Source organism: Flavivirga algicola (assembly GCF_012910715.1).
GTDB classification, from domain to species: domain Bacteria; phylum Bacteroidota; class Bacteroidia; order Flavobacteriales; family Flavobacteriaceae; genus Flavivirga; species Flavivirga algicola.
In genome coordinates this window covers 540,146-560,803 of record NZ_JABBHF010000002.1, presented here as the reverse complement: position 1 = coordinate 560,803, position 20,658 = coordinate 540,146, and the positions used below count along the sequence as shown (strand labels likewise).

General features: G+C 32.6%; 11 protein-coding genes. 7 read left to right on the top strand and 4 right to left on the bottom strand.

The window, feature by feature from the left end:
* The 6 genes from HHX25_RS05070 to HHX25_RS05045 all read left to right on the top strand — a co-directional run bounded on the left by HHX25_RS05070 (window position 1) and on the right by HHX25_RS05045 (window position 14,063).
* Window positions 1-1,692, top strand: coding sequence for a hypothetical protein (locus tag HHX25_RS05070; RefSeq protein WP_169670806.1), 1,692 nt, complete (start codon window positions 1-3; stop codon window positions 1,690-1,692).
* Between the two features lie 253 nt (window positions 1,693-1,945).
* The gene (locus tag HHX25_RS05065; protein ID WP_169670804.1) at window positions 1,946-6,028 is read left to right on the top strand and encodes a hybrid sensor histidine kinase/response regulator transcription factor; all 4,083 of its coding nucleotides are present in this window, start codon (window positions 1,946-1,948) and stop codon (window positions 6,026-6,028) included.
* Between the two features lie 288 nt (window positions 6,029-6,316).
* Window positions 6,317-8,800 (top strand): glycoside hydrolase family 2 protein, encoded by a 2,484-nt coding sequence (locus HHX25_RS05060; protein ID WP_169670802.1) that lies wholly within the window; start codon window positions 6,317-6,319, stop codon window positions 8,798-8,800.
* Between the two features lie 45 nt (window positions 8,801-8,845).
* A complete protein-coding gene (locus tag HHX25_RS05055; RefSeq protein WP_169670800.1) occupies window positions 8,846-11,296 on the top strand; it encodes a glycoside hydrolase family 88 protein in 2,451 nt (816 codons plus the stop codon).
* Between the two features lie 103 nt (window positions 11,297-11,399).
* Entirely contained in the window at window positions 11,400-13,001 is a 1,602-nt protein-coding gene (locus HHX25_RS05050; RefSeq protein ID WP_169670798.1) for an alpha-L-fucosidase, read from the top strand.
* Between the two features lie 201 nt (window positions 13,002-13,202).
* Window positions 13,203-14,063 (top strand): SDR family oxidoreductase, encoded by an 861-nt coding sequence (locus HHX25_RS05045; RefSeq protein ID WP_169670796.1) that lies wholly within the window; start codon window positions 13,203-13,205, stop codon window positions 14,061-14,063.
* A 192-nt stretch (window positions 14,064-14,255) separates the two neighbouring features.
* On the opposite strand, the gene HHX25_RS05040 is transcribed toward HHX25_RS05045, so the two are convergent.
* Window positions 14,256-14,594, bottom strand: a complete 339-nt coding sequence (locus HHX25_RS05040) for a winged helix-turn-helix transcriptional regulator (RefSeq protein ID WP_169670794.1) — start codon at window positions 14,592-14,594, stop codon at window positions 14,256-14,258.
* Window positions 14,595-14,846: 252 nt separating this feature from the next.
* On the opposite strand from HHX25_RS05040, the gene HHX25_RS05035 reads away from it, so the two are divergent.
* The gene (locus tag HHX25_RS05035) at window positions 14,847-15,491 is read left to right on the top strand and encodes a hypothetical protein (RefSeq protein WP_169670792.1); all 645 of its coding nucleotides are present in this window, start codon (window positions 14,847-14,849) and stop codon (window positions 15,489-15,491) included.
* A 166-nt stretch (window positions 15,492-15,657) separates the two neighbouring features.
* Here the strand turns inward: HHX25_RS05035 and HHX25_RS05030 are convergent, their stop codons facing one another.
* The 3 genes from HHX25_RS05030 to HHX25_RS05020 form a co-directional block, all read right to left on the bottom strand.
* Window positions 15,658-17,361, bottom strand: coding sequence for a sulfatase family protein (locus tag HHX25_RS05030; RefSeq protein ID WP_240964245.1), 1,704 nt, complete (start codon window positions 17,359-17,361; stop codon window positions 15,658-15,660).
* A complete protein-coding gene (locus HHX25_RS05025; RefSeq protein ID WP_169670790.1) occupies window positions 17,361-19,313 on the bottom strand; it encodes an alginate lyase family protein in 1,953 nt (650 codons plus the stop codon). Before HHX25_RS05025 ends, HHX25_RS05030 begins: the two co-directional genes overlap by 1 nt.
* A gap of 400 nt (window positions 19,314-19,713) precedes the next feature.
* Window positions 19,714-20,592 (bottom strand): AraC family transcriptional regulator, encoded by an 879-nt coding sequence (locus HHX25_RS05020; RefSeq protein WP_169670788.1) that lies wholly within the window; start codon window positions 20,590-20,592, stop codon window positions 19,714-19,716.
* Between the last annotated feature and the right edge of the window lie 66 nt (window positions 20,593-20,658).

Here is a 20,658-nt window from a genome sequence, read left to right as displayed (position 1 = left end):
ATGAAAAATTTAAAGTACTTAGTAATTGTTCTTTCGCTCATTTTTGTTATTGGGTGCCAGAATAACGATGACTTACCTCCAGCTTTTGAGGATGCTACTTGGGTGACAAGTATTGCACCAGGAAATGAGTATAGTATACTGGAAGGGGAACATATAACATTTAGAGATTTATCGCAAAACCCATTAACACATGAGTTTACAATAGAAGAAGGAAACAGATATTTACAAGCTCCTTTTGATGTGGGAAGTGAATCTTTACAACCCTTTATTAATAGAGAACTTGGACTTATAAATACTGATAAAGATGCCCATGTTTTATTTTTAAAACCTGGTATTAATAAGGTTAAACTTAGAAACACATTCCAAGATTCAATTATTTACAGGGGTAGAGATACCATTTATCCTTTCAAAGAAAACGGTATTTGGGTCATTGAAAATGAATGGGAAGTAGATGTATTTGGTAAGTTAAAACCAGCTTTTAAAGTTCTCGATAAAAATGGAGATGAAATAATAAGTGTGACAGGAGATGAAGAAGTTGAAGATCCAGAAGGCGAAATTCCTTCTTCGTGGCCTGTTATAGATGTGGAAGCGGGTGATGGACTTACATTTGTAGATTTAACAACAGAAGATAGGCCTACATCTAGATCATGGTCTTTGCCATTTTCAAAACTTACAGGAGGTGCTAGTGTTGCAGATGAGAATCTCACAGCCAACTATTTTTCTCTAGGTAAATTTACAGCAGGTAGCATGAAGTCTATTAGAGGAGATTTATTGCCAGCTGAAAACGTGGTAAAATTTATACCTTTAGTTATTAATGTAATTCCTTCATCACAACCATTCGAGATTGTAAGTGAAATACAAATTGACTCTGAAGGTGTTATTAGTTTTACTGTAAGTGGAGAAGTAGCAATAACAAACGGTTCAGAAAGTGATTTTACCGTAAATGTACAAAATCCTAATACTGGTTTTGATCAAGATATCCCTGTATCATCTGTTACTACTAATATTAACGACAAAACTATCATAGAATTAAAACTAGCTGAGGCTGTTTACTTTGATGATGAAATTACTTTGTCGTATATGGGAGATATTATAGAATCGGTTGATACAAGGATTTTAAATAATATTGATACCCAATCGGTTGTACGATTAGTAACTGGAGAAAGTGTCGTAGACCCTATATGGGCTGGTGCCGAGTCGGAGAGTATGAACAATAATGGTGCAAATGCGAATGGGTACTGGGTTGGAAATAATAATGGTACAGTAGATGACCCAATATTTACAAGAACAACAGACATGGCATTTAGTGGAGATGCTTCGATGCGTTACAGTTATGCTGATGGTGCTGTAGATAGAAATTTACAAGGTTGGGGTATTGGACCTGATAATCTTTTTAAAGGAGCAGTACCCGCAGGTTCATACTATGTGTCTTATATGATTTATATAGAACCTGGTACTACACTTAAAGGTTTTAGAACAGCTGTAACACAACCATGGACTCTTACCTCATGGAATATTGAAAACATACCCCGAGGCGTGTGGGTTGAAATTGGTGAAGAAATTACGCTTAGTAGCGACTCAAATCAACGTTTTGATTTAAATGTACGTCCAGATCTTAATAGTGGGGTTACGGGCAGACAAACCTTTTACTTAGATGATATGAAATGGAGGCCTATAAATTATAGACCTTAAATTTATCTTCTTAAGATAATATCGCATAACAGAATGAAAGAAATTTGAATAGATGTAATTCAAATTTAGTTAATAGTTTTTTAGAAAGGTTACTTAATTTAAGTGACCTTTCTAATTTTTTAAGGATAAAAACGGTATGTAAATTACTACGATTACATATATTCTTATGATAAAAGGTTATTTTAGTGAAAAAGATTAATTTCTGTAAAGTGTAATGGCAAAGAAATATATATCAGTTCTCTTAGTTTGTTTGATGTCTCATTACTTGTTAGCTCAAGTTACTAAACTAGAATCTAATTTAAGGTTAAGCATTTCAGAAGGGTTAGCTCATAATGGGGTAACCTCAATTTTAGAACATTCCAAGGGGCGTATGTGGTTTGGCACATACGATGGTATAAGCATTTATGATGGTTATGAATTAAATACTATTAAGAACACGTTACATGAAAATGTGCTTTCTAGTAATCGTGTAAGAGCACTTGCAGAAGATAAGAATGGAAATGTTTGGATTGGTACAGACGCTGGTGTCACTATATATGATCATAAGTCGCAGAAATTTAAAAATATAGACATTAATTTGCCTAAAGAACAAGGACTGGGGCAAGCCATTATTCGAGATATTATTTTTACTGAAAATGGTTTTGCCTTGTGTCTTACAGAAGGCAGTGGGCTTTTGGTTTTCGACAATAATTACACTTTTGTTGGCAATTATATGCCAAATAACATCGTAAACCCTGAAAATATTCTGTTTTTTAATGGGATTGCCTTAGATGCTTCAAATTATTTATTTAGCTCTTCAATGGGATTATTTCATTTTAGAACCGATAATTTTCAATTTAATAAGGTCCTTGAAAACGATATACAAGGGACTTATTATATTGAAAGCTTAGGCAATGGAAAAATACTATTCTCAGCCAGTAGAGGGGTTTCAATAGTGACATTTAGTAATACTGGTGACAAATACCAATTTAAATTGGGAAAAAGTATTTATAAGAAATACCAGATTATTTGCATGATGATTGATAACTACGATAATTTGTGGTTAGGAACTAAAAACAAAGGCGTTGTAAAAATTGAGAATTTTAAGACGTTATTACTAAAAAATAATCTTCATGAAAAATTGTTTGATGATGGATTAGATGTACTACGTACAAGTGCGCTAATATCGACATCAACAAACCACTGCTGGCTGACTACATTTAATGAAGGTGTTTATAGGTTTGATATCAAAAAATCTCCATTTAATTCTTTCAACACTTCCATGGATTTAAAATATGGACTGTCATCAAATATATCTAGTCATATTTCAAATTTAAATGATAATGAGTTTTATATCACGAGTCCATATGGTGGTTTGGCTTTGTTTAATGTTAAAAATCAAAGTTTTGAAGAATTACGTTCTGAGCTATTGAGAAAAAATAAGCATTTAATTAAATCAATATTTGTTGATTCGAAAAAGAATTTATGGTTTGGTTTAATCTCTTCCCGAGATTTATATCGTCTTAAAAAAGGAAGTAACAAGTTTGAAAAAGTATTTTTTGCCAAAGATGCAATGAAGGATAATTTCTATGGGTATTCAACTATTACTGAAGACAACTTGGGCAATATCTGGTTAGCGGGAAATAGTGCTTATAGAATAAAGGTAGATAAGCAAAATAATATTGAAACCATTGAGGAAGTAAATCAAAATACTTTTTTTAAAGATAAAAGCTTAGGAAAGATTCGATTTATTTATGCTGACCCTTTATACGATTTAGTCTGGATAGGTTCTGAGTCAAAAGGCCTATTTCGGATAAAGGCTGATGTCAATTTACCAGTTAAAGATTTAGAAATAGAAAATTATACCAGAGATGTAAATAGGCAAAATAGTATTTCAAGTAATTTTGTTTCTACAATAATACGTTTACCAAATAATGAACTATGGATAGGAACTGAAGGTGGCGGGATTTGTAAGGTTGTTGATGGTCATAACAAGCCAAAGTTTTTTGCTTTATCTGAAAAGGATGGGCTTTCAAATAATGTGGTGAAAAGTATACTTTATGATGATGAATACAATCTTTGGATAAGTACGAATATTGGGCTGAACAAGTTTAACACAAAAACAAGTAGTTTTAGGAAATTCAATAAATCAGATGGGTTGCCTTTTGAGGATTTCTGGTATCCAGCGCAAAGATTTAAAAACGGAGTCATGGTGTTTTCTGGCTTAGATGGTTTTTGCTATTTCAGTTCTAACAGAATCATTGAAAAGGAGCAAATGCCTAATCTTGAATTTGAAAATTTTAAATTGTTTAATAAAACAATTACTCCAGGAGATACTGTAAATAATAGAGTGCTTTTTGATAAACGCATTGATGATAAGAATGAAATTATTCTAAAGTATGATGAGAATGTATTTTCATTGGATATTGTTAGTCTACATTTTTTAAATACGGAAAATCACTTTTTAAAGTACAAGTTATTACCATTAAATGAAGAGTGGATACAAGTAACTTCAAATAATAACACCATTAACTATAATGGCTTGCAGCCTGGAGCATATGAATTGAATGTCATGGCTTCAAATGCGTTGAATGAATGGACGCCTCCTAAAAAATTAAAAATTTTAATAACAGCTCCATACTGGCGAACACCAATAGCTTATATTGTATATGTTATATTATTGGTTCTTTTGATTTACATAATAAGTAGAGTCGTACTGAAAATTCAAAGGCTTAGTCATGAAGTTGAAATTGAACAAATGGAAATAAACAATGTAAAAGAAGTTAATGAAGCTAAATTGCGATTCTTTTCTAATATTTCACACGAAATCAAAACACCATTAACATTGCTTTCGGGGCCTACAAATATTCTTTTAGAACGGTTTAAAGGAAATACCGAGATTTCTAGTAAGTTAAGTTTAATGCAACGGCAATCTAAAAAAATATATCAGCTTATAGAGCAAGTTCAGGATTTTAGACGTGCAGATGTGGGGGCGCTCAGAATGGATTATATGCGGTTTAGTTTTAATAGCTTTATCCAAGAAATTAGCCAGGACTTTAAAATTTTGGCAAGCAATGACAATAAAGAAATGAAAATTGAAGGGGAAAATAAAGTGATTATTGTTTCGGCCGATAAAGATAAACTTGAAAAGATTTTTAACAACCTCTTGAATAATGCTTTTAAGTATACGAAAACGAATGATACCATTGAGGTGAAATTCAAAACAGATGATAAAGACCTAATTGTAGAAGTAATTGATACGGGTAGGGGTATTGATGCGAAAGACATTGGGCATATTTTCGAACGTTTTTACCAATCTCATAAACCAGAAAATAAACATGTTAGTGGATCTGGTATTGGATTGGCATTTTCTAAACGATTGGTTGAAATGCATTACGGGTTTATTAGTGCAGAAAGCATTATAAATGAAGGTACAAAAATTACGGTTCGATTGCCTATTGTTAAAGAGTTATTGGATAAAGAAGTTATTAAGGATATTAATTTGCCCAAAGAAAAAGAAGTTTTAGTAGATAATCATCTTTTTGATAAGGATTCAATCAATAACTTGAAAACCTCGAATGATTTTTCTGAATCGTTAATTTTTTACGCTGAAGATAATTCAGATATGAGAGCTTTTGTAACAGATGTCTTATCCAAATTCTTTAAAGTGAAATGTTTTAGAAATGGACAAGAATGTTACGATGCTTTTGATGAAGAGTGGCCCGATATTATAATAAGTGATATACAAATGCCAGAACTCAACGGATTGGATTTATGTGTTCGGATTAAATCAGACTTAAAAACCAGTCACATACCCGTTATTCTTTTAACAGCCTTAGCTAATCTAGAGGATCATATAAAAGGGTTAAGAGATGGGGCAGATGCATATATAAAGAAACCTTTTAATTTTCAACATCTAGTAACTAATGTAGAAGCCTTATTGAATAACCGAAAACAATTAAGAGAACGCTATAAAATAGGTATCCCTCTTACCAAAGAAAATAATAGAAATAATAGAAATGATAATGCATTTTTAGAAAAACTCTATAGCCTGATAGAAGAAAATATGGAAGATCAAGATTTTGATCTAAATAGATTGTCAAGAGAGCTTTATCTTAATCGCACTCACTTTTATCAAAAAGTAAAAACTTTAACAAATCAAACACCTTTGGAGTTGTTAAGAAATTATAGATTAAAAAAGGCAGCAGAACTTCTAGTTAATGAAAGCTTATCGATAAATGAAGTTATCCCCAAAGTAGGTCTCAAGAATCGAACACATTTTGCGAAAATTTTCAAAGACAAATATGGGGTTACGGCTAGTGCCTATGTATCAGAAATGCATAAAAAATATTTGTAATATATATTGGATAAACCATTAACGATGTATTAAAAGCAATCATTTTATATAAATGTATAAATAAAGACACAATGTTTACTTATAGATACAGGCTTTGTCATTGTTTTTCAGAATTTTACAATTAATCAAACAGTATGGATTGTTGCGAGATTCAAAATAACTAATAATTGGTTTCTCGCACATCTGTATAAAAGAATTAAGTTAGTTGTATTAGTTGAAATTAGTTGAAAAACCTTCATTTATTGCAAATATGAAGGTTTTTTTAATTGAAATTTTAATATAAAATTCATGAAAATAAAAATATTTCTGGTACTCTTTATACTTCTTGTTTCAAAAATAGAAGCTCAAAATATTGCATATCCAAAACCTAGAAATCATTGGGTTAATTCAAACCTTGTTAACAAAGATTGGTTGTATTTGGAAGTAGATTCAGAAACAATACCAGCAGAGAATGATACAAGATACCAGAGTATAGATTTACCGCATACATGGAATTCTAAGGATGTTCTTCAAACTAAAGACTATAGAAGGGCAGGGTCTTGGTATAGAAAACACCTTTATTTTGACACGGAAGAATTAGATACACGGAAATTTTTACGATTTAATGCTGCAGGACAAGAGGCAAAAGTATATGTAAACAAGGAGTCGTTAATGCATCATATGGGAGGCTACAGTGCCTTTACAGTAGACTTGACTAAACACCTTAAAAAAGGTAAGAACACAATTGATGTTTGGGTTTCTAATGCTCCTAATGCTAGTCTTGCTCCAATAAGCGGCGATTTTAATTTTTATGGAGGATTATACCGTTCTGTTGAATTGATTTCTGCTCCCAAAGTTTCATTTTCCAGAAATTATTATGGAGGACCTGGTTTTAGAATATGGGGTTCTGAAGTCTCTAGTAATAAAGCCAATATCAATTTAAAGGCCATATTGGATAATTTTTCAGATAAGACAACCCATGTTACTATAAAAGCAATCATAAAAAATAAAAAAGGAAAAGTTGTATCGAAAGGAACTTTGGATATTAAGCTTAATTCAGGAAAGTCCATAAGTGCTAATGTTCCAATGTCTTTAATGAGTAATCCAGAATTATGGAGCCCAGAAACCCCTTATTTATACGATGTCGATATTAAACTATTTGAAAAAAATAAAAAATTAGATGCGGTTAGTACAAAATTAGGAGTGAGGTGGTATGAATTTACCGTAGATAAAGGCTTTTTTCTTAATGGTAAACCTTATAAACTAAAGGGGGCTAACAGACACCAGGACTATTTTGCAAAAGGTAATGCGCTAACACCAGAAACACATCTTAATGATATTAAATTAATGAAAGAGGTTGGGGTAAACTGGTTGAGATTGGCACATTACCAACAAGATGATTATATGCTCCAACTATGTGACGAACTGGGAATCTTGGTATGGGAAGAAATTCCTTATGTAAACAATACGCCAAAAAACAAAGATTTTGAAGGTAATCTGCATACTATGATGAAAGAGTTGATCGAACAACATTATAACCATCCTTCCATTATTCTTTGGGGCATGGGGAATGAAACTTGGATGAGTGATAGAGGCGATGGTAAGGCTTCAAATTATGATATTGTTAAAGGATTGAATGCTCTTATACATAGAGAAGATTCAACCCGAAAAACCGTATTTGTAAATGGTGATAATAATAAACCGATAGATTTTGGAGTGGTTTTTATACCGGATGTTTTCGGATTTAATTTATACAGGGGTTGGTACAGAGGGGAGTATAATTCTCTTACCGAGAGATTAAATGAATTACATAAGTTGGCACCAAATGTGCCTTTAATCCTTTCAGAGTTTGGAGTAGGATCTGATGAGAGGGTACACACCGAGAACCCACAAAAACAAGATTTCAGCATAGAATACCATAATGATTATTTAGAGTCACATCTAGAACAAATAGATAAACTTAATTGGTTATGTGGCGTAAATTATTGGGCCTTTGCCGATTTTGGAGCAGCACATAGAGGTGATACAAAACCACATATAAATCAAAAAGGATTAGTCACTTTTAATCGAAAGAAAAAAGATGCTTTTTATTTATTGAAATCAAAATGGTCTAAAGAGCCCGTTGTTTATATAGAGTCTCCTTTTTGGACAGAACGATCTGGTAACTCGAGAAAAGACATTCGTGTATTTTCAAATATGAAAGAAGTTGAATTATTCCTAAATGGTAAATCTTTAGGCAAGCAAAACAATACATTTGTTTGGACCTTAACTTTAAATAAAGGAAAAAATACATTAAAAGCCATTGGGAATACCAACGGAACTAAAAGGGAGCATCAATTTGTTGTCAACTACAAAAAGAATAGAGCCAAGTATGCCATTAGTGCTAGTAGTGAAGATGGGGGGCATAATGCGAAACATGCAATAGACGGTAATCTGAAAACTAAATGGCAGTCTGGAAATTCCAGTGAAATTATTATCGATTTAAAAAAAATAAGTTTAGTAAATGGTGTGAAAATAGCATTTGATGAAAATGAATTAAAAACTTATAATCTAAATATAGAAGGTTCTGTAGATAAAAAAACTTGGATGTCATTGCTTTCAGGAAAAAGTAATAAAAGAGCACCAATCAACACCTTTTTATTTAAAAAGCAACAAGAAATCCAATACATAAAAATTCTAGCTAAAGGAAATAATAAGGATGCTATAAATTCTTATCTGGAAATTATTCCCATTACGACTTTTGAAAAAGCAGAAAAAAACTTGTATGAGATCATAGGTGCAGGTGGAAGATAATATTGGGATTCAAAATATAGGAGATAAAGACAAACAATAATTTTAATGTATAGTACAATGAATGGCCATTCAAAAGTTTTGAATTTATTAAAGAATATTTTTAGTTTATTGATAACGTTTATGGTAGTTTCAAACTGCACTTCATTTGGCGAAAAGGGTACTTCGACGCCAACACTAAATCAGGTAAAAACTATTGGAGATAAAGTTGCTAATTGGCAAATAAAAACGTTTGATAGTATGGGTAAGTATCGTGCGCTGCCACCCAAAAATGAAAGGAAAAATTTTCATCATAGAAGAAAGCATCATGATTTAGATTGGACTTGTGCAGCCTTATATGCAGGTATGTGCGAATGGGCTACCATCAGTATTGATGATACTTATGAAAAATGGTTGACAGCTATTGGAATGAGGCATCAATGGAAGCTAAATGAACGTATGTATCATGCAGATGATCATGCAGCAGGTCAGCTATTCTTAAAAATATATGATTTGTATGGACATCGAAAAGTTATAAATCCATTAATTAAGCAATTCGATTCTATTATGTCTAGTGAGCAAGGGAAAAGAAAGCAATGGTATTGGGCAGATGCTCTCTTTATGGCACCACCCGTTTGGGCAGAACTCTCAAAAGCTACAGGAAATAAAAAGTATTTGGAGTATATGGATAGTCAATACCACCAAACATATAATTTGCTATGGGATAAAGAAGAACAATTCTTTTTTAGAGATAAATCTTTTTTAAAGAAAACGGAAAAAAATGGTAAAAAACTTTTTTGGGCAAGAGGAAACGGCTGGGTTTTTGGAGGTTTGGCACTAATGATTCCAGATTTACCAAAAGATTGGGAAGGTAAGTCATTTTATACTAATATATTCCAACAAATGGCGGAAAGCCTTAAGAAAAGTCAGAGGCCAGATGGAACTTGGTCTTCAGGTATCTTAGGAGGTGTTGAAGCATATCCTGTAAAAGAAATTAGTGGATCAGCATTTTTTGTTTATGGCTTAGCATGGGGGATTAATCAGGGCGTGTTAGATAAAGAAATATATCAGCCCATTATGTTAAAGGGTTGGCATGCTCTAACAAAATGCGTTACTGAAGAAGGTTTAGTAGGTTATATACAGCCTATAGGAGCAGCACCAGGTAACAGTTTTAAAGATTATACCGAAGTGTATGGTGTTGGTGCTTTTCTAGCAGCTGCTACAGAAGTTTACAAATTTGTTGAAGCTCAAAGTTCTAAAGTTTCTAAAGATACTCAAGCATTTCAAACATTTATGAAAGATGGAGGTTGGTGCTGGTATCAAGACCCACGTGCTGTGATAAATAATGGTAAATTGGTTTTTGGTGGGCTGAGTGGACAAACGGGAGATGTGAAACTGGGTGTTTACGACCTAAAAAAAGATACTGTTTTAGGTAACGTAGTACTGCATGAAAAATTTGAAAAAGATGACCATAATGTGCCAGCTTTATATGTAAGGCCAGATCATAGCATTTTAGCTATATGGGCTAAACATGCCCATGAGAAAAAACACTATTCTAGTATATCTTCTCCCTCTAATTATTTAGAATGGGGAGAAAGAAAAGAGTTTGTCCATGATTATAAAGCTAAGGTGGGCGTGACTTATATGAACCTATATCATATGAAGGATGAAGGTTTGTTGTATAATTTTTTTCGAGATGGACCGTCATTTAATCCTAGTTATATTACTTCACCAGATCATGGCATAACATGGGGAGATAGGACGCATTTCATAGCAGATGAGGTTAACGGACGCCAAAGACCATATACTAAATACTTAAAGAAAGATGAGAATACTGTTGGTATAGCATTTACAGATGGACATCCCAGGAATTATGGAAATAGTTTATACTATTCGGAATTTAAAAATGGGGTATTTTATAATGTAGATGGCACAAAAATAAAAATGTTTAATAAAGAGCCTTTAAAAACATCTGAAGCCGAAAAAATATATATTGGAAGTGAAACCAGTAAAAAACCAAAAGAATGCGAAAGCGTGCCAAATAGTGCATGGCCTTGTATTGTTGAAAAAGATGAAAATAATAGGCCTCATATTGGATATTCACTGTACGTACATAATGAAGATCATAGATTTAGAATAGCATCATGGAATGGGGAAAAATGGGTGGATAGAGAAATTGCCTATGCAGGAAAATCTTTATATACATTAGAAAGTAGTTATACAGGTTTAATGGCTTTTGACCCCACAGATGTTACTCGGGTATATATATCAACAGATGTAGATCCTTCAACAGGAAAAAATACAGGTGGGCTTCATGAAATTTACACAGCAGAAATTGGGATAGATGATGATGTTTCAACAATAAAATGGGAACCAATTACGAAAAAATCTAAATATAGGAACATACGACCTATTTTGGTTTCAGGCGAAGGGTATAAAGTTTTACTCTGGTTAAATGGATCATGGAATTCATTTTTTAATTATAATACAGACGTTAAAGGGCTCATTTTGAAAAGCTAAACATAGGCGTGAAAAGCAGTGTATGTAGGGCGGATCTGCTAAATTGAATTAAATAATAATTAACTAAAAGGAAGATAAACTCAAATAAAACAAAATAATTATCATGAAATTTTTAAGGCTGACGTTAATAGCATGCATCATTACATTTCAATGTGTCGAATCCCAGGAACAATATAAACCAGATTGGGAATCTATTAAAAATTATGAAGCACCAGAGTGGTACGAAGATGCGAAAATAGGGTTTTGGGTGCATTGGGGAGTATATTCTGTGCCAGCTTATAAAGGAGACCATGCAGCAGAATGGTATGGTAGATGGATGTATAGTCAAAAAGGGCAAAGTAGTAGAAATAACCAAGGGTTAGCAACGCACCTTCATCATAATAAAGTATATGGCCCACCAGAGGAATTTGGTTATAAAGATTTTATTCCCATGTTTAAAGCAGAAAACTTTAATGCAGACAATTGGGCAGATTTATGTGTTAAGGGAGGTGCAAAGTTTTTTACCATGATGGGAGCTCATCATGATGCTTTTTGTTTATGGGATACTAAGTTGAGTAAGTGGAACTCAGTTAATATGGGGCCAAAACGAGATTTAGTAGGAGAGGTTGCTAAAGCAGTTCGTAAAAGAGGCTTGAAGTTTGGTGTTTCAAATCATACAGCATGGAACCCAATCTTTTTTCAGTGGAATCATATCAATCGTTATGATGCTACAAATAAAGAGTATCAAGATCTTTATGGAAATCCAATATTGCAAAAAAGTGCTGATACTTTAAGAATGGAAGAGGATGAAACTAGAAAATCGTGGCTTAAAAAATCTCGATGGGACGAAAACTACATAAGGCCCAGCGAGAGAGATATGAACAGATGGTTAGCTAGAACCAAGGAATTGGCAGATATGTATAAACCAGATTTGTATTATTTTGATTGGGGATTTAATTCTCAATTATGGGAGTCAAGAAGAAAACAATTTGGAGCATTTTATTATAACAATGCCATTGAAGCTGGTAAAGGTGCTTACGGTAAACCGAATGTAGTTCTTAATTACAAAGGAACTAGAACGTGGGTAGAAGGAGGTGCTGTAAGAGATTATGAGAGAGGTGGCGATGACGATATTGCAAAATATGTTTGGCAAACAGACGATTGCGTGTATGCAGACCATAATTGGGGTTATGTAGAAGGAACACCTATAAAACCAACCAATAATATAGTAGATCAATTAATGGATATTATAAGTAAGCGTGGTGTTTTAATGTTGTCTTTTGCGCCAAAACCAGATGGCACTTTCCCTGAAGAACAAAAAACAATGATGTATGAGTTAGGAGCGTGGTTAAACATTTGTGGAGAAGCTGTTTATAATACAAGACCATATAAAATTTTTGGAGAAAAACCAGATGAAGAATTGAAACGCAATGAAACAGGAAATGTGGAGCATGTAGGTACTAGTAAAGATATTCGTTTTACTAGAAATAAAAAGGATAACATCTTATATGCAACCGTATTAGATTGGCCAGGAGAGAAACTGGTGGTTAAATCTTTAAAAGATTTAGATATTAAAAATATTAAAAAAGTAACGCTTTTAGGAGTTACAAAAAGGCTAAAATATAAGATGACCAATGGAGGCTTAGAAATAAAAATGCCAAAAAAACCAAGGTACGGAATGGCTTATCCTATAAAAATTGAATTTAAGAATAAAATAGCAGGCTAAAATTATTTTCATTATAAATACGTTATGTGTTAAATGCAAATCTAATAGGAATGGTATGAGTTATAGTCTCTAAATACATTGTGCTATTTTTCCATTATTTTATGTTTTTTGAAGAAGGAAATGGTGATATTTGTTTAAATGTATTAACATGTTTCCAGGACAGTTTTAATACTGTTTAGTAAAAACTAATAAATAACGATAATGAAAAAGAATGTATTGATTACAGGAACATCCTCAGGAGTGGGTTTTGAAAGTGCTATTTTATTTGCTAAAAATGGATTCAAGGTTTATGCGTCCATGAGAAATATAACTAAAGCAGAGCCTCTTATTGAAAAAGCAAAATCAGAAAATCTTGATATAGAGATTTTATCGTTAGATGTTACTGATATAACTTCGGTTAAAGCTGCCGTCAATACAATTATTGAAAAAGATGAAAAGATAGATGTTTTAGTAAACAATGCAGGTGCAGGTTTTGCAAAAACTACAGAACAAGCTACAGAAGAAGAAATAAGATGGGTAACAGAAGTTAATTACCATGGTGTTGTATTTTGTACACAGGCGGTTTTACCTTTTATGAGAAAACAAAAATCTGGGCAGATTATAAGTGTTACTTCTGTAGGTGGATTGGTAGGACAGCCATTTAACGAGTTATATTGCGGTGCTAAATTTGCAGTTGAAGGTTACATGGAAGCACTTGCTACTTATGTAACAGATGCTTTTAACATTAAGATCACAAATGTAGAGCCAGGAGGTATATCTACTAATTTTATGGCTTCAGCAATAAGTAAAACTGCTGTTGATGGTCAGTTTGCAACTGGAGAATACCTACCTATTTTTGAAAGATATATGGCAGGAAATCAAAAAAGAGCTAGTGAAGGTAAAGAACAAGTGTATCAAACTGGACTAGAGGTTGCAGACGTCATATTGAAAGTAGCGCAAAGTGAAATACCTCCATTAAGAATCCGTACTTCAAAATGGGCAGAAGATTTTTGTCAGTTAAAAACAAAAGCAGATCCAGATGGTGCCAAACTTGTAAATCAACTAAGAGAAAGTTTTCTTTAGAATTCAAAAGAAAAATACTGAATCAATAAGTATACTGGAAACTTAGTTTAGATAATTATTAAAACGTTCAAATGGAGCTAGTTAAACTGTATCTGTTTGTAAAGTTGAAAATATTAAGGATTAGCACTTCTCTGTTTTTTTATTTTACTACCTTTAAGAGTACCTAAAATTGACTTACTTGATTTGTTAAAATCAGTCAGGAGTTGCCTGCAAACTAATTTCTTCGCTCCATGAACAGATTAAGTCTAGTATAGGAAGAAGCTCTTTCCCTTTTTGAGTCAAACGATATTCAACCTTTTTAGGCGTTTCATCATAACTGCGACGGATTAAAATACCACACTCTTCCATTTCTTTGAGTTGGTTGGCAAGTACTTTTCTACTTATTTTTCCTGTTCTCACAGCTAGTTCTCCAAAACGATATGTTTTATTCCCAAGAACGTAAATAATTATTGGTGTCCATTTGTTGCCAATAATATTCATGGCATGGGTAATGGTGCAACCGTTGGGATTATCAATAAGCTTTCTTCTCATAATTATGCGTTTTATAAATATTCCTTTAAGTGTTTATCGAAATATCAAAGTTTACCTATATATCATTTTGTAGTAACCAACTGGTAACCAGTATTTGTGTTTTGAGAGATTATTAGAATATTTTATCCGACTAAACTCAAGAATTTAAAATCAATATACATTATGTCAAAAAAAACAAACCTCCAATTAAGTCTCGTATTAATAGTACTGTTGTACTTAACTACCTTACAGGCATCCGCCCAAAAAAATAACATGAAACATCAAATTTACATGATAGACTTTGTTGTTTTAAATGATGGATTTACCATTAAAGATAGAAATAAGTATGAAAAAAAAGTAATAAAAATCACAAAGAAGTATGGAATGAAAATTCAACAGTCTTATAAGCTCAATAAACATATGAAGGGAGATTTAATAGGAGCCATAAAGTTGAATATTTGGATATTACCGAATGCAAATGTGCTTAAAGAATTAAGTAAAGATGAAGATTATTTAGAGATGGTAGCGTATAGAAATGAAATACACAACATGAACGCAGTCACTATATATATGGCAGAATCTGAGACTAATTTGGGGCAACTAAAAGGCGAAAATATATTTGTTGATTTAGTAGTTATGAATGATGGGTACGGAAACGTTGAAAGAGATGTTTATGAAGATAAGATTTTACCAGTTGCCGAAAATTATGGTATGCATTTAAAAAACGTCTTCAACATCAGAGAGTACAAAATGGGTATGGGTCCTAAAAATGCAATAAGGCTTAATATTTGGGAGATTGAAGATCCAAAAAAAATGAAGGAACTAGGTGAAGATAAACACTACATCGAGCACGTACCTTTTAGGAATAAGATACATAACATGTCTGCGTTGACATTGTATCTAGCAGAACCTATTTAATAACAAAAAGGTCGTCAAATTTGTTTTTGATGACCTTTTAGTAACTAATTGTATAGAGTTAAAAGTATTAAAATCAAGAGCTGTAACCCTCGGTGGTTTTTTGATTAGTTTTAAATTTTACACACTTTACTTTAAGGGATAGTGTTATTTTTGAGTTTTTGATTCTTTACAGTTCTTTTCTTTTGGTCATTTCAATATACATGCTGTCCAACTCTGGTGAGTCTTTGTATTTAATCCTTAATTCTTTCAATTCTTTTTTCAATTTTGAAACTATGGAAGCATATGCTGGATCATGATATACATTTTTTGTTTCATTAGGGTCTTTTTTGCGATCGTACAACTCCCATTCGTCTATATCATAATAAAAATGTGCTAGTTTATATTGTTTTGTCACTATACCATAATGGCGTTTTACCATGTGAGCTGCAGGGAAATCATAGTAATGATAATAAACAGCTTTACGTTTCCATTTATTATTTTCACCTTTTAACAAAGGCACTAAACTCTCTCCTTGCATGTCGGTTGGGAGTTCAATTTTTGCTGCATCTAAGAAAGTTTGGGCAAAATCTAAATTCTGCACCATTTCGTCATTTGTTATGCCAGGTTTGATCTCATTTGGCCATCGTATCATTAGCGGTGTTTTAAAAGACTCATTATATATAAAACGTTTATCAAACCAACCGTATTCTCCAAGGTAAAAGCCTTGATCTGAAGTGTATACTACAATCGTATTTTTTGCTAATCCGCTTTCGTCAAGATAATCCAGTACTCTACCAATATTATCATCCATTGAGGAGACACATGCCAAATAATCTTGCATATAACGTTGGTACTTCCAACGCATCTTTTCTTGGTCGTTCATGGTTGGCCAATAAGTCTTGAACCATATATTGATAGAATCTATCACAGGATCATATAAGGCTTTTTGTTCATCGTTTGCTCTTCCATATTTACGCGTAAAACCATCTCTTCGTATGCCGTCTTTTCCCTTTGCCATCATCGCGCGCACATGGGGTTTTACTCCGCCCATTTCTTTGATTGTTTCTGGTCTTATCTTACAATCAAGTCCATATGTCATGTGTTGCAGTATATTCATTTGAGCAGTTTTAGAAGCTGAGCCTCTGCCTTCATTATTATCAAAAAGAGATGCGGGTTCTGGAAATGTTTTTTTTGTAAATTCTTTGAATTTTTCTGGACTTGGCCACCAAGGTCTATGAGGAGCTTTATGTAAATACATCATCATAAAGGGCTTATCCTTATCTCTTGTTTTATCTAACCAATTAATACTAAAATCGGTGATAATATCTGTGACATAGCCAGTGATGGTAGTGTCTCCTTTTGAAGTGATAAAATCAGGATTGATATAAGAACCCTGTCCTGGCAATATCATAAATTCATCAACGCCTTTTGGGCTATTCCCAAAATGTAGTTTGCCAAACATTGCAGTTGTATAACCTGCTTTTTGAAATATTTGAGGGAACGTTACTTGATTGGTGTCGAATGGCATACGGTTATCAATTTTTCCATTGATGTGTGTATGTTTTCCAGTGAGTATGGTGGCTCGGGAAGGCGCACAAATTGAATTGGTAACACATGCGTTTGTAAATAAGATGCCTTCGTTAGCAATTCGGTCAATATTTGGAGTTTGTATTAGCTTATCGGAATAAGCACTTATAGCTTGATAAGCATGATCATCAGACATTATAAACAGAATATTTGGCCTGCTATCTGTATTTTTTTTATTATGTAAAGATTCATTTTTTTTACAAGATACTAGAGTAGATACACATAATGAGATATAAACCAAGCTTCTTAAAAGGTTATTCTTTTTCATATTCAATGATGCTATTTTTAAGTGATTTTTTGGCATTACTTTGTTTGAAAGTTACAGTTCAAAACTCTTTTAATACCACCTCCTTTAATTGAAATTTGAAGGTTGTTTTCTTTTATTCTGGTGTCATTTTTAATTTTGCACTTTATGTTGGGAATCTTATTTTCATAAGGAGCAACTACAGTTACAAACTGTATAGGTTGATTTTTACTTGTCTTTTTTAATCTATATCTAAAAGCTGGTCGGGTTTCCTGTTTGGTATATATAAATGATACTTTACCTTCCTCCTTGGTAAGTTCAAGACCTTTTTGTTTATTGGTTTTAACAAGAACGTTCCAACCTTTGTTAAAATCTGAACGCACTGAAAACTTTTTCGAGTCAAAAACGGCATTACCAGGAGCAAGTTGGAAATGAATATCTACATCTCCAATCGCAGTTCCTATGGCTTCATCTACAATTACAAAGTATTTTTTATCAACAAAGAATACAAACCGACGATGCTTGAGGTTTACATATGATTGATTTTCGATGACTAAAATATCCAAGTTGTCACTAGTTTCCCATTTTAATAGTTTAGGTGCGTATTCGGTATTTTTTCCATTAAGAGTTAATGTTTGGTGCACCTTTGTTTGCCTAAACCAATTTCGTCCTTCTGGATCACCATGGTATATGTAACTTCCAGAATCTGGCATTAATGTTTTGTCTCCAGCATAGAGACTAAATGTGCCGTTATCTGGTTGACAATGACTACCTCCATCTGGCCCACATTTTAATACCATGCAAGTTGCATTATCACCCCAACTACTTCTTAGAGAATAAATACCACTGTCTTTTAAAGCAAATGAAGTCTTTTTAGGCATTTGCCCTTGTTCTCCACTAGAGGCAGTATAAAGGAAGTCTTTTCTATTAAAGAGTTCAGCCCATTTTTTAAAATTTTCTTTATGTTGTTTAGGTTCTCCCGCCCATGAATCTCCAAATTGGGCATTAGTGCCATCGGGTAGGCAAATTTTCATAGGAACCTCGCACATTTTTTCAATGGTTTTCGTGAAAGATTCTGGAAATAGATGTGTAGCCTCGTTTAGTTTAGCAAGCTCGTAGGTTCTGTAAAACCAGCGTATACTTCCTGTATGGTATTCCATGCTTAATTCCTTATGATGACCATCGGGAAATACCTGTTTGTCTATTTCAATACTAAACCTTCGAATGGCTTCTGTTTTCCATTTTTCAGAATTTTTAAACTCAGGAAAAGTAAAGGCAATAAATGCAAGACCTTCAGCTTCCATAAGACTCCAATTGCTGCCCGATCTATATTTAGTCATTAAATACTCGGCATGTTCGTAGCAACTGTTCATGAACGCAACTAATACTTCTGAAGTGAAACTTTCAGATAGAATAAACCTAAAAAATAATGCAGACCAACTATGGCCTCTTTTACCTGCTTCTATAGATCTCCATGCATAAAAATGAGTTTTGTCTCTAGGGTTTTTTATAGTCCAATCTACTAATTGTGCGCACCATTCTTTAGCATAGCGTTCATCTTTTGTTTTGGTATAAACTTTTCCCATTGCATTCCAGAAATACATACGATTGAGTTGCCATACCCATTCCTTATCTGGCACTGGCCTTGAATTCCAATTAATATCGTCACCACAAAAATGAGAAGGGTAAGCAGGTTGACCAACAAATACATGTTTTAGGGCGTCATTAGCATATTTTAAGTCTTTTTCAGTGAGAGGTGTATCTTCGGCTTCATAGCTAACAGGATGTTTTACCGAATTACGTTTTTTATAAAACTCTAAGAGTTTTTCAGCATTAGCAGCTAACTTATTTTCATTAGAGATTACAGATCTTATTACTTCAGGATCAAGGCGATGAATAAGTTTTTGTGTATGTGATTCAAAATTAGAAGTTTGAGAGAAAGTTATTATTGAAAAAAAATAGAAGAGTATAAATACTATTAGGCTTAATTTTTTTTTATTGATAAAATTCATGTTATAATTCGATATTATTGAATACTATAGATAAACTTATTATAATGTATAATGAATAGACGTCAACATATGATCTTTAATAGATTACAACATAGCTCTTTTTTTAATCATACGAATGAATAAATATGAAATAATGGATTTCTTTTATTAATACCGACATATTGTTTACACCTCGAAACATATTGAGATTTTCAATAATTTAACACTATTAATTATCTGACAATATTTTTATAAAAAAGATAAATTGTATAAAAGTTACTGATATTATCTTTATCAGAGTAGAGTCAATTCTATTAATGTCTAGTTTGGTTATTGATATTTTTGAAAATACTAATAATGTGATAAAAAAGATTCGCTCAGAAATAATATTACTTTGATTCAAGCAAAAAACTATAAATAATTATCCTTTTAGTTTTTTGCGATATTGTAAAGGAGAATCCCCCATTGTTCTTTTAAATATCCGTGAAAAATAGTATGGATCTTCAATCCCTACTTTATTAGCAATATTTTTAATTTTCATATTCGTATGGTCTAAATATTGACATGCAGCCTGTATTTTTAATTTAATAAAATAATCCATTGGAGATCTCCCTGTTCGTTCTCTAAAAATCAAAGAAAAATGAGAAGGAGACAATCCTATTTTGCCGGAAATTGATTTGAGGCTAAGTTCTTTGTTTAAATTTTCTCGCATGTATAAAACAGCACTTTCAACTTTATCTGTAACTTTTATGTTTTTTACTTGCCTAAATTGATCAATGTATTTTATAGAGGCCAAAAAATGAAGCATGCATATATTAGCATATATCAGGTTTTCTTTATTGAAACCCATTTCTAGATTTTGTAAAATTTCTTCAAACAACTTAATTCTATCTGTTATTCGAGCCTCTTTTGTATTTGGGATTGATTTTATATGATTTTGATTATCAGTAAATTCATTTGCTAAGTTTCCTGAAAAATGTACCCAATAAATAGACCAAGGAGTTTTTAGGCTACTTCCATAAGAATGCGGTTGGTTTTTAGGGATTACAAAATACTGGTTTTGATTAACCGATTTCCTTACACCATTAATAGATAGCCACCCACTGCCAAGTATACAATAAATTAAAATATATTGTTTGGATCCTTTTTTGCGTATGCGTTGATGATGTTCTGCTTTAGGGTAAAACCCAATGTCAGTAATATGTAATTGCTGACAAGCTGGTAGAATAGATATTTCATCCAGGATAATTTTTGGAATAATCACAGAGCGTTGTCCTGCGAAACCTTCTTGTTTGATCATAGTCAAATATAATCATATAATCCATTAAAATAATAAACTACTCCATTTTTTGTTAATTGGTGTTTT

Excerpts from the sequence above, each read along its gene's own strand:
- HHX25_RS05050 (WP_169670798.1), top strand. The coding sequence starts at position 11,400 with ATGAAATTTTTAAGGCTGACGTTAATAGCATGCATCATTACATTTCAA.
- HHX25_RS05055 (WP_169670800.1), top strand. The coding sequence starts at position 8,846 with ATGTATAGTACAATGAATGGCCATTCAAAAGTTTTGAATTTATTAAAG.
- HHX25_RS05025 (WP_169670790.1), bottom strand. The coding sequence starts at position 19,313 with ATGAATTTTATCAATAAAAAAAAATTAAGCCTAATAGTATTTATACTC.
- HHX25_RS05020 (WP_169670788.1), bottom strand. The coding sequence starts at position 20,592 with ATGATCAAACAAGAAGGTTTCGCAGGACAACGCTCTGTGATTATTCCA.
- HHX25_RS05045 (WP_169670796.1), top strand. The coding sequence starts at position 13,203 with ATGAAAAAGAATGTATTGATTACAGGAACATCCTCAGGAGTGGGTTTT.
- HHX25_RS05070 (WP_169670806.1), top strand. The coding sequence starts at position 1 with ATGAAAAATTTAAAGTACTTAGTAATTGTTCTTTCGCTCATTTTTGTT.
- HHX25_RS05040 (WP_169670794.1), bottom strand. The coding sequence starts at position 14,594 with ATGAGAAGAAAGCTTATTGATAATCCCAACGGTTGCACCATTACCCAT.
- HHX25_RS05035 (WP_169670792.1), top strand. The coding sequence starts at position 14,847 with ATGAAACATCAAATTTACATGATAGACTTTGTTGTTTTAAATGATGGA.
- HHX25_RS05030 (WP_240964245.1), bottom strand. The coding sequence starts at position 17,361 with ATGCCAAAAAATCACTTAAAAATAGCATCATTGAATATGAAAAAGAAT.
- HHX25_RS05065 (WP_169670804.1), top strand. The coding sequence starts at position 1,946 with ATGTCTCATTACTTGTTAGCTCAAGTTACTAAACTAGAATCTAATTTA.
- HHX25_RS05060 (WP_169670802.1), top strand. The coding sequence starts at position 6,317 with ATGAAAATAAAAATATTTCTGGTACTCTTTATACTTCTTGTTTCAAAA.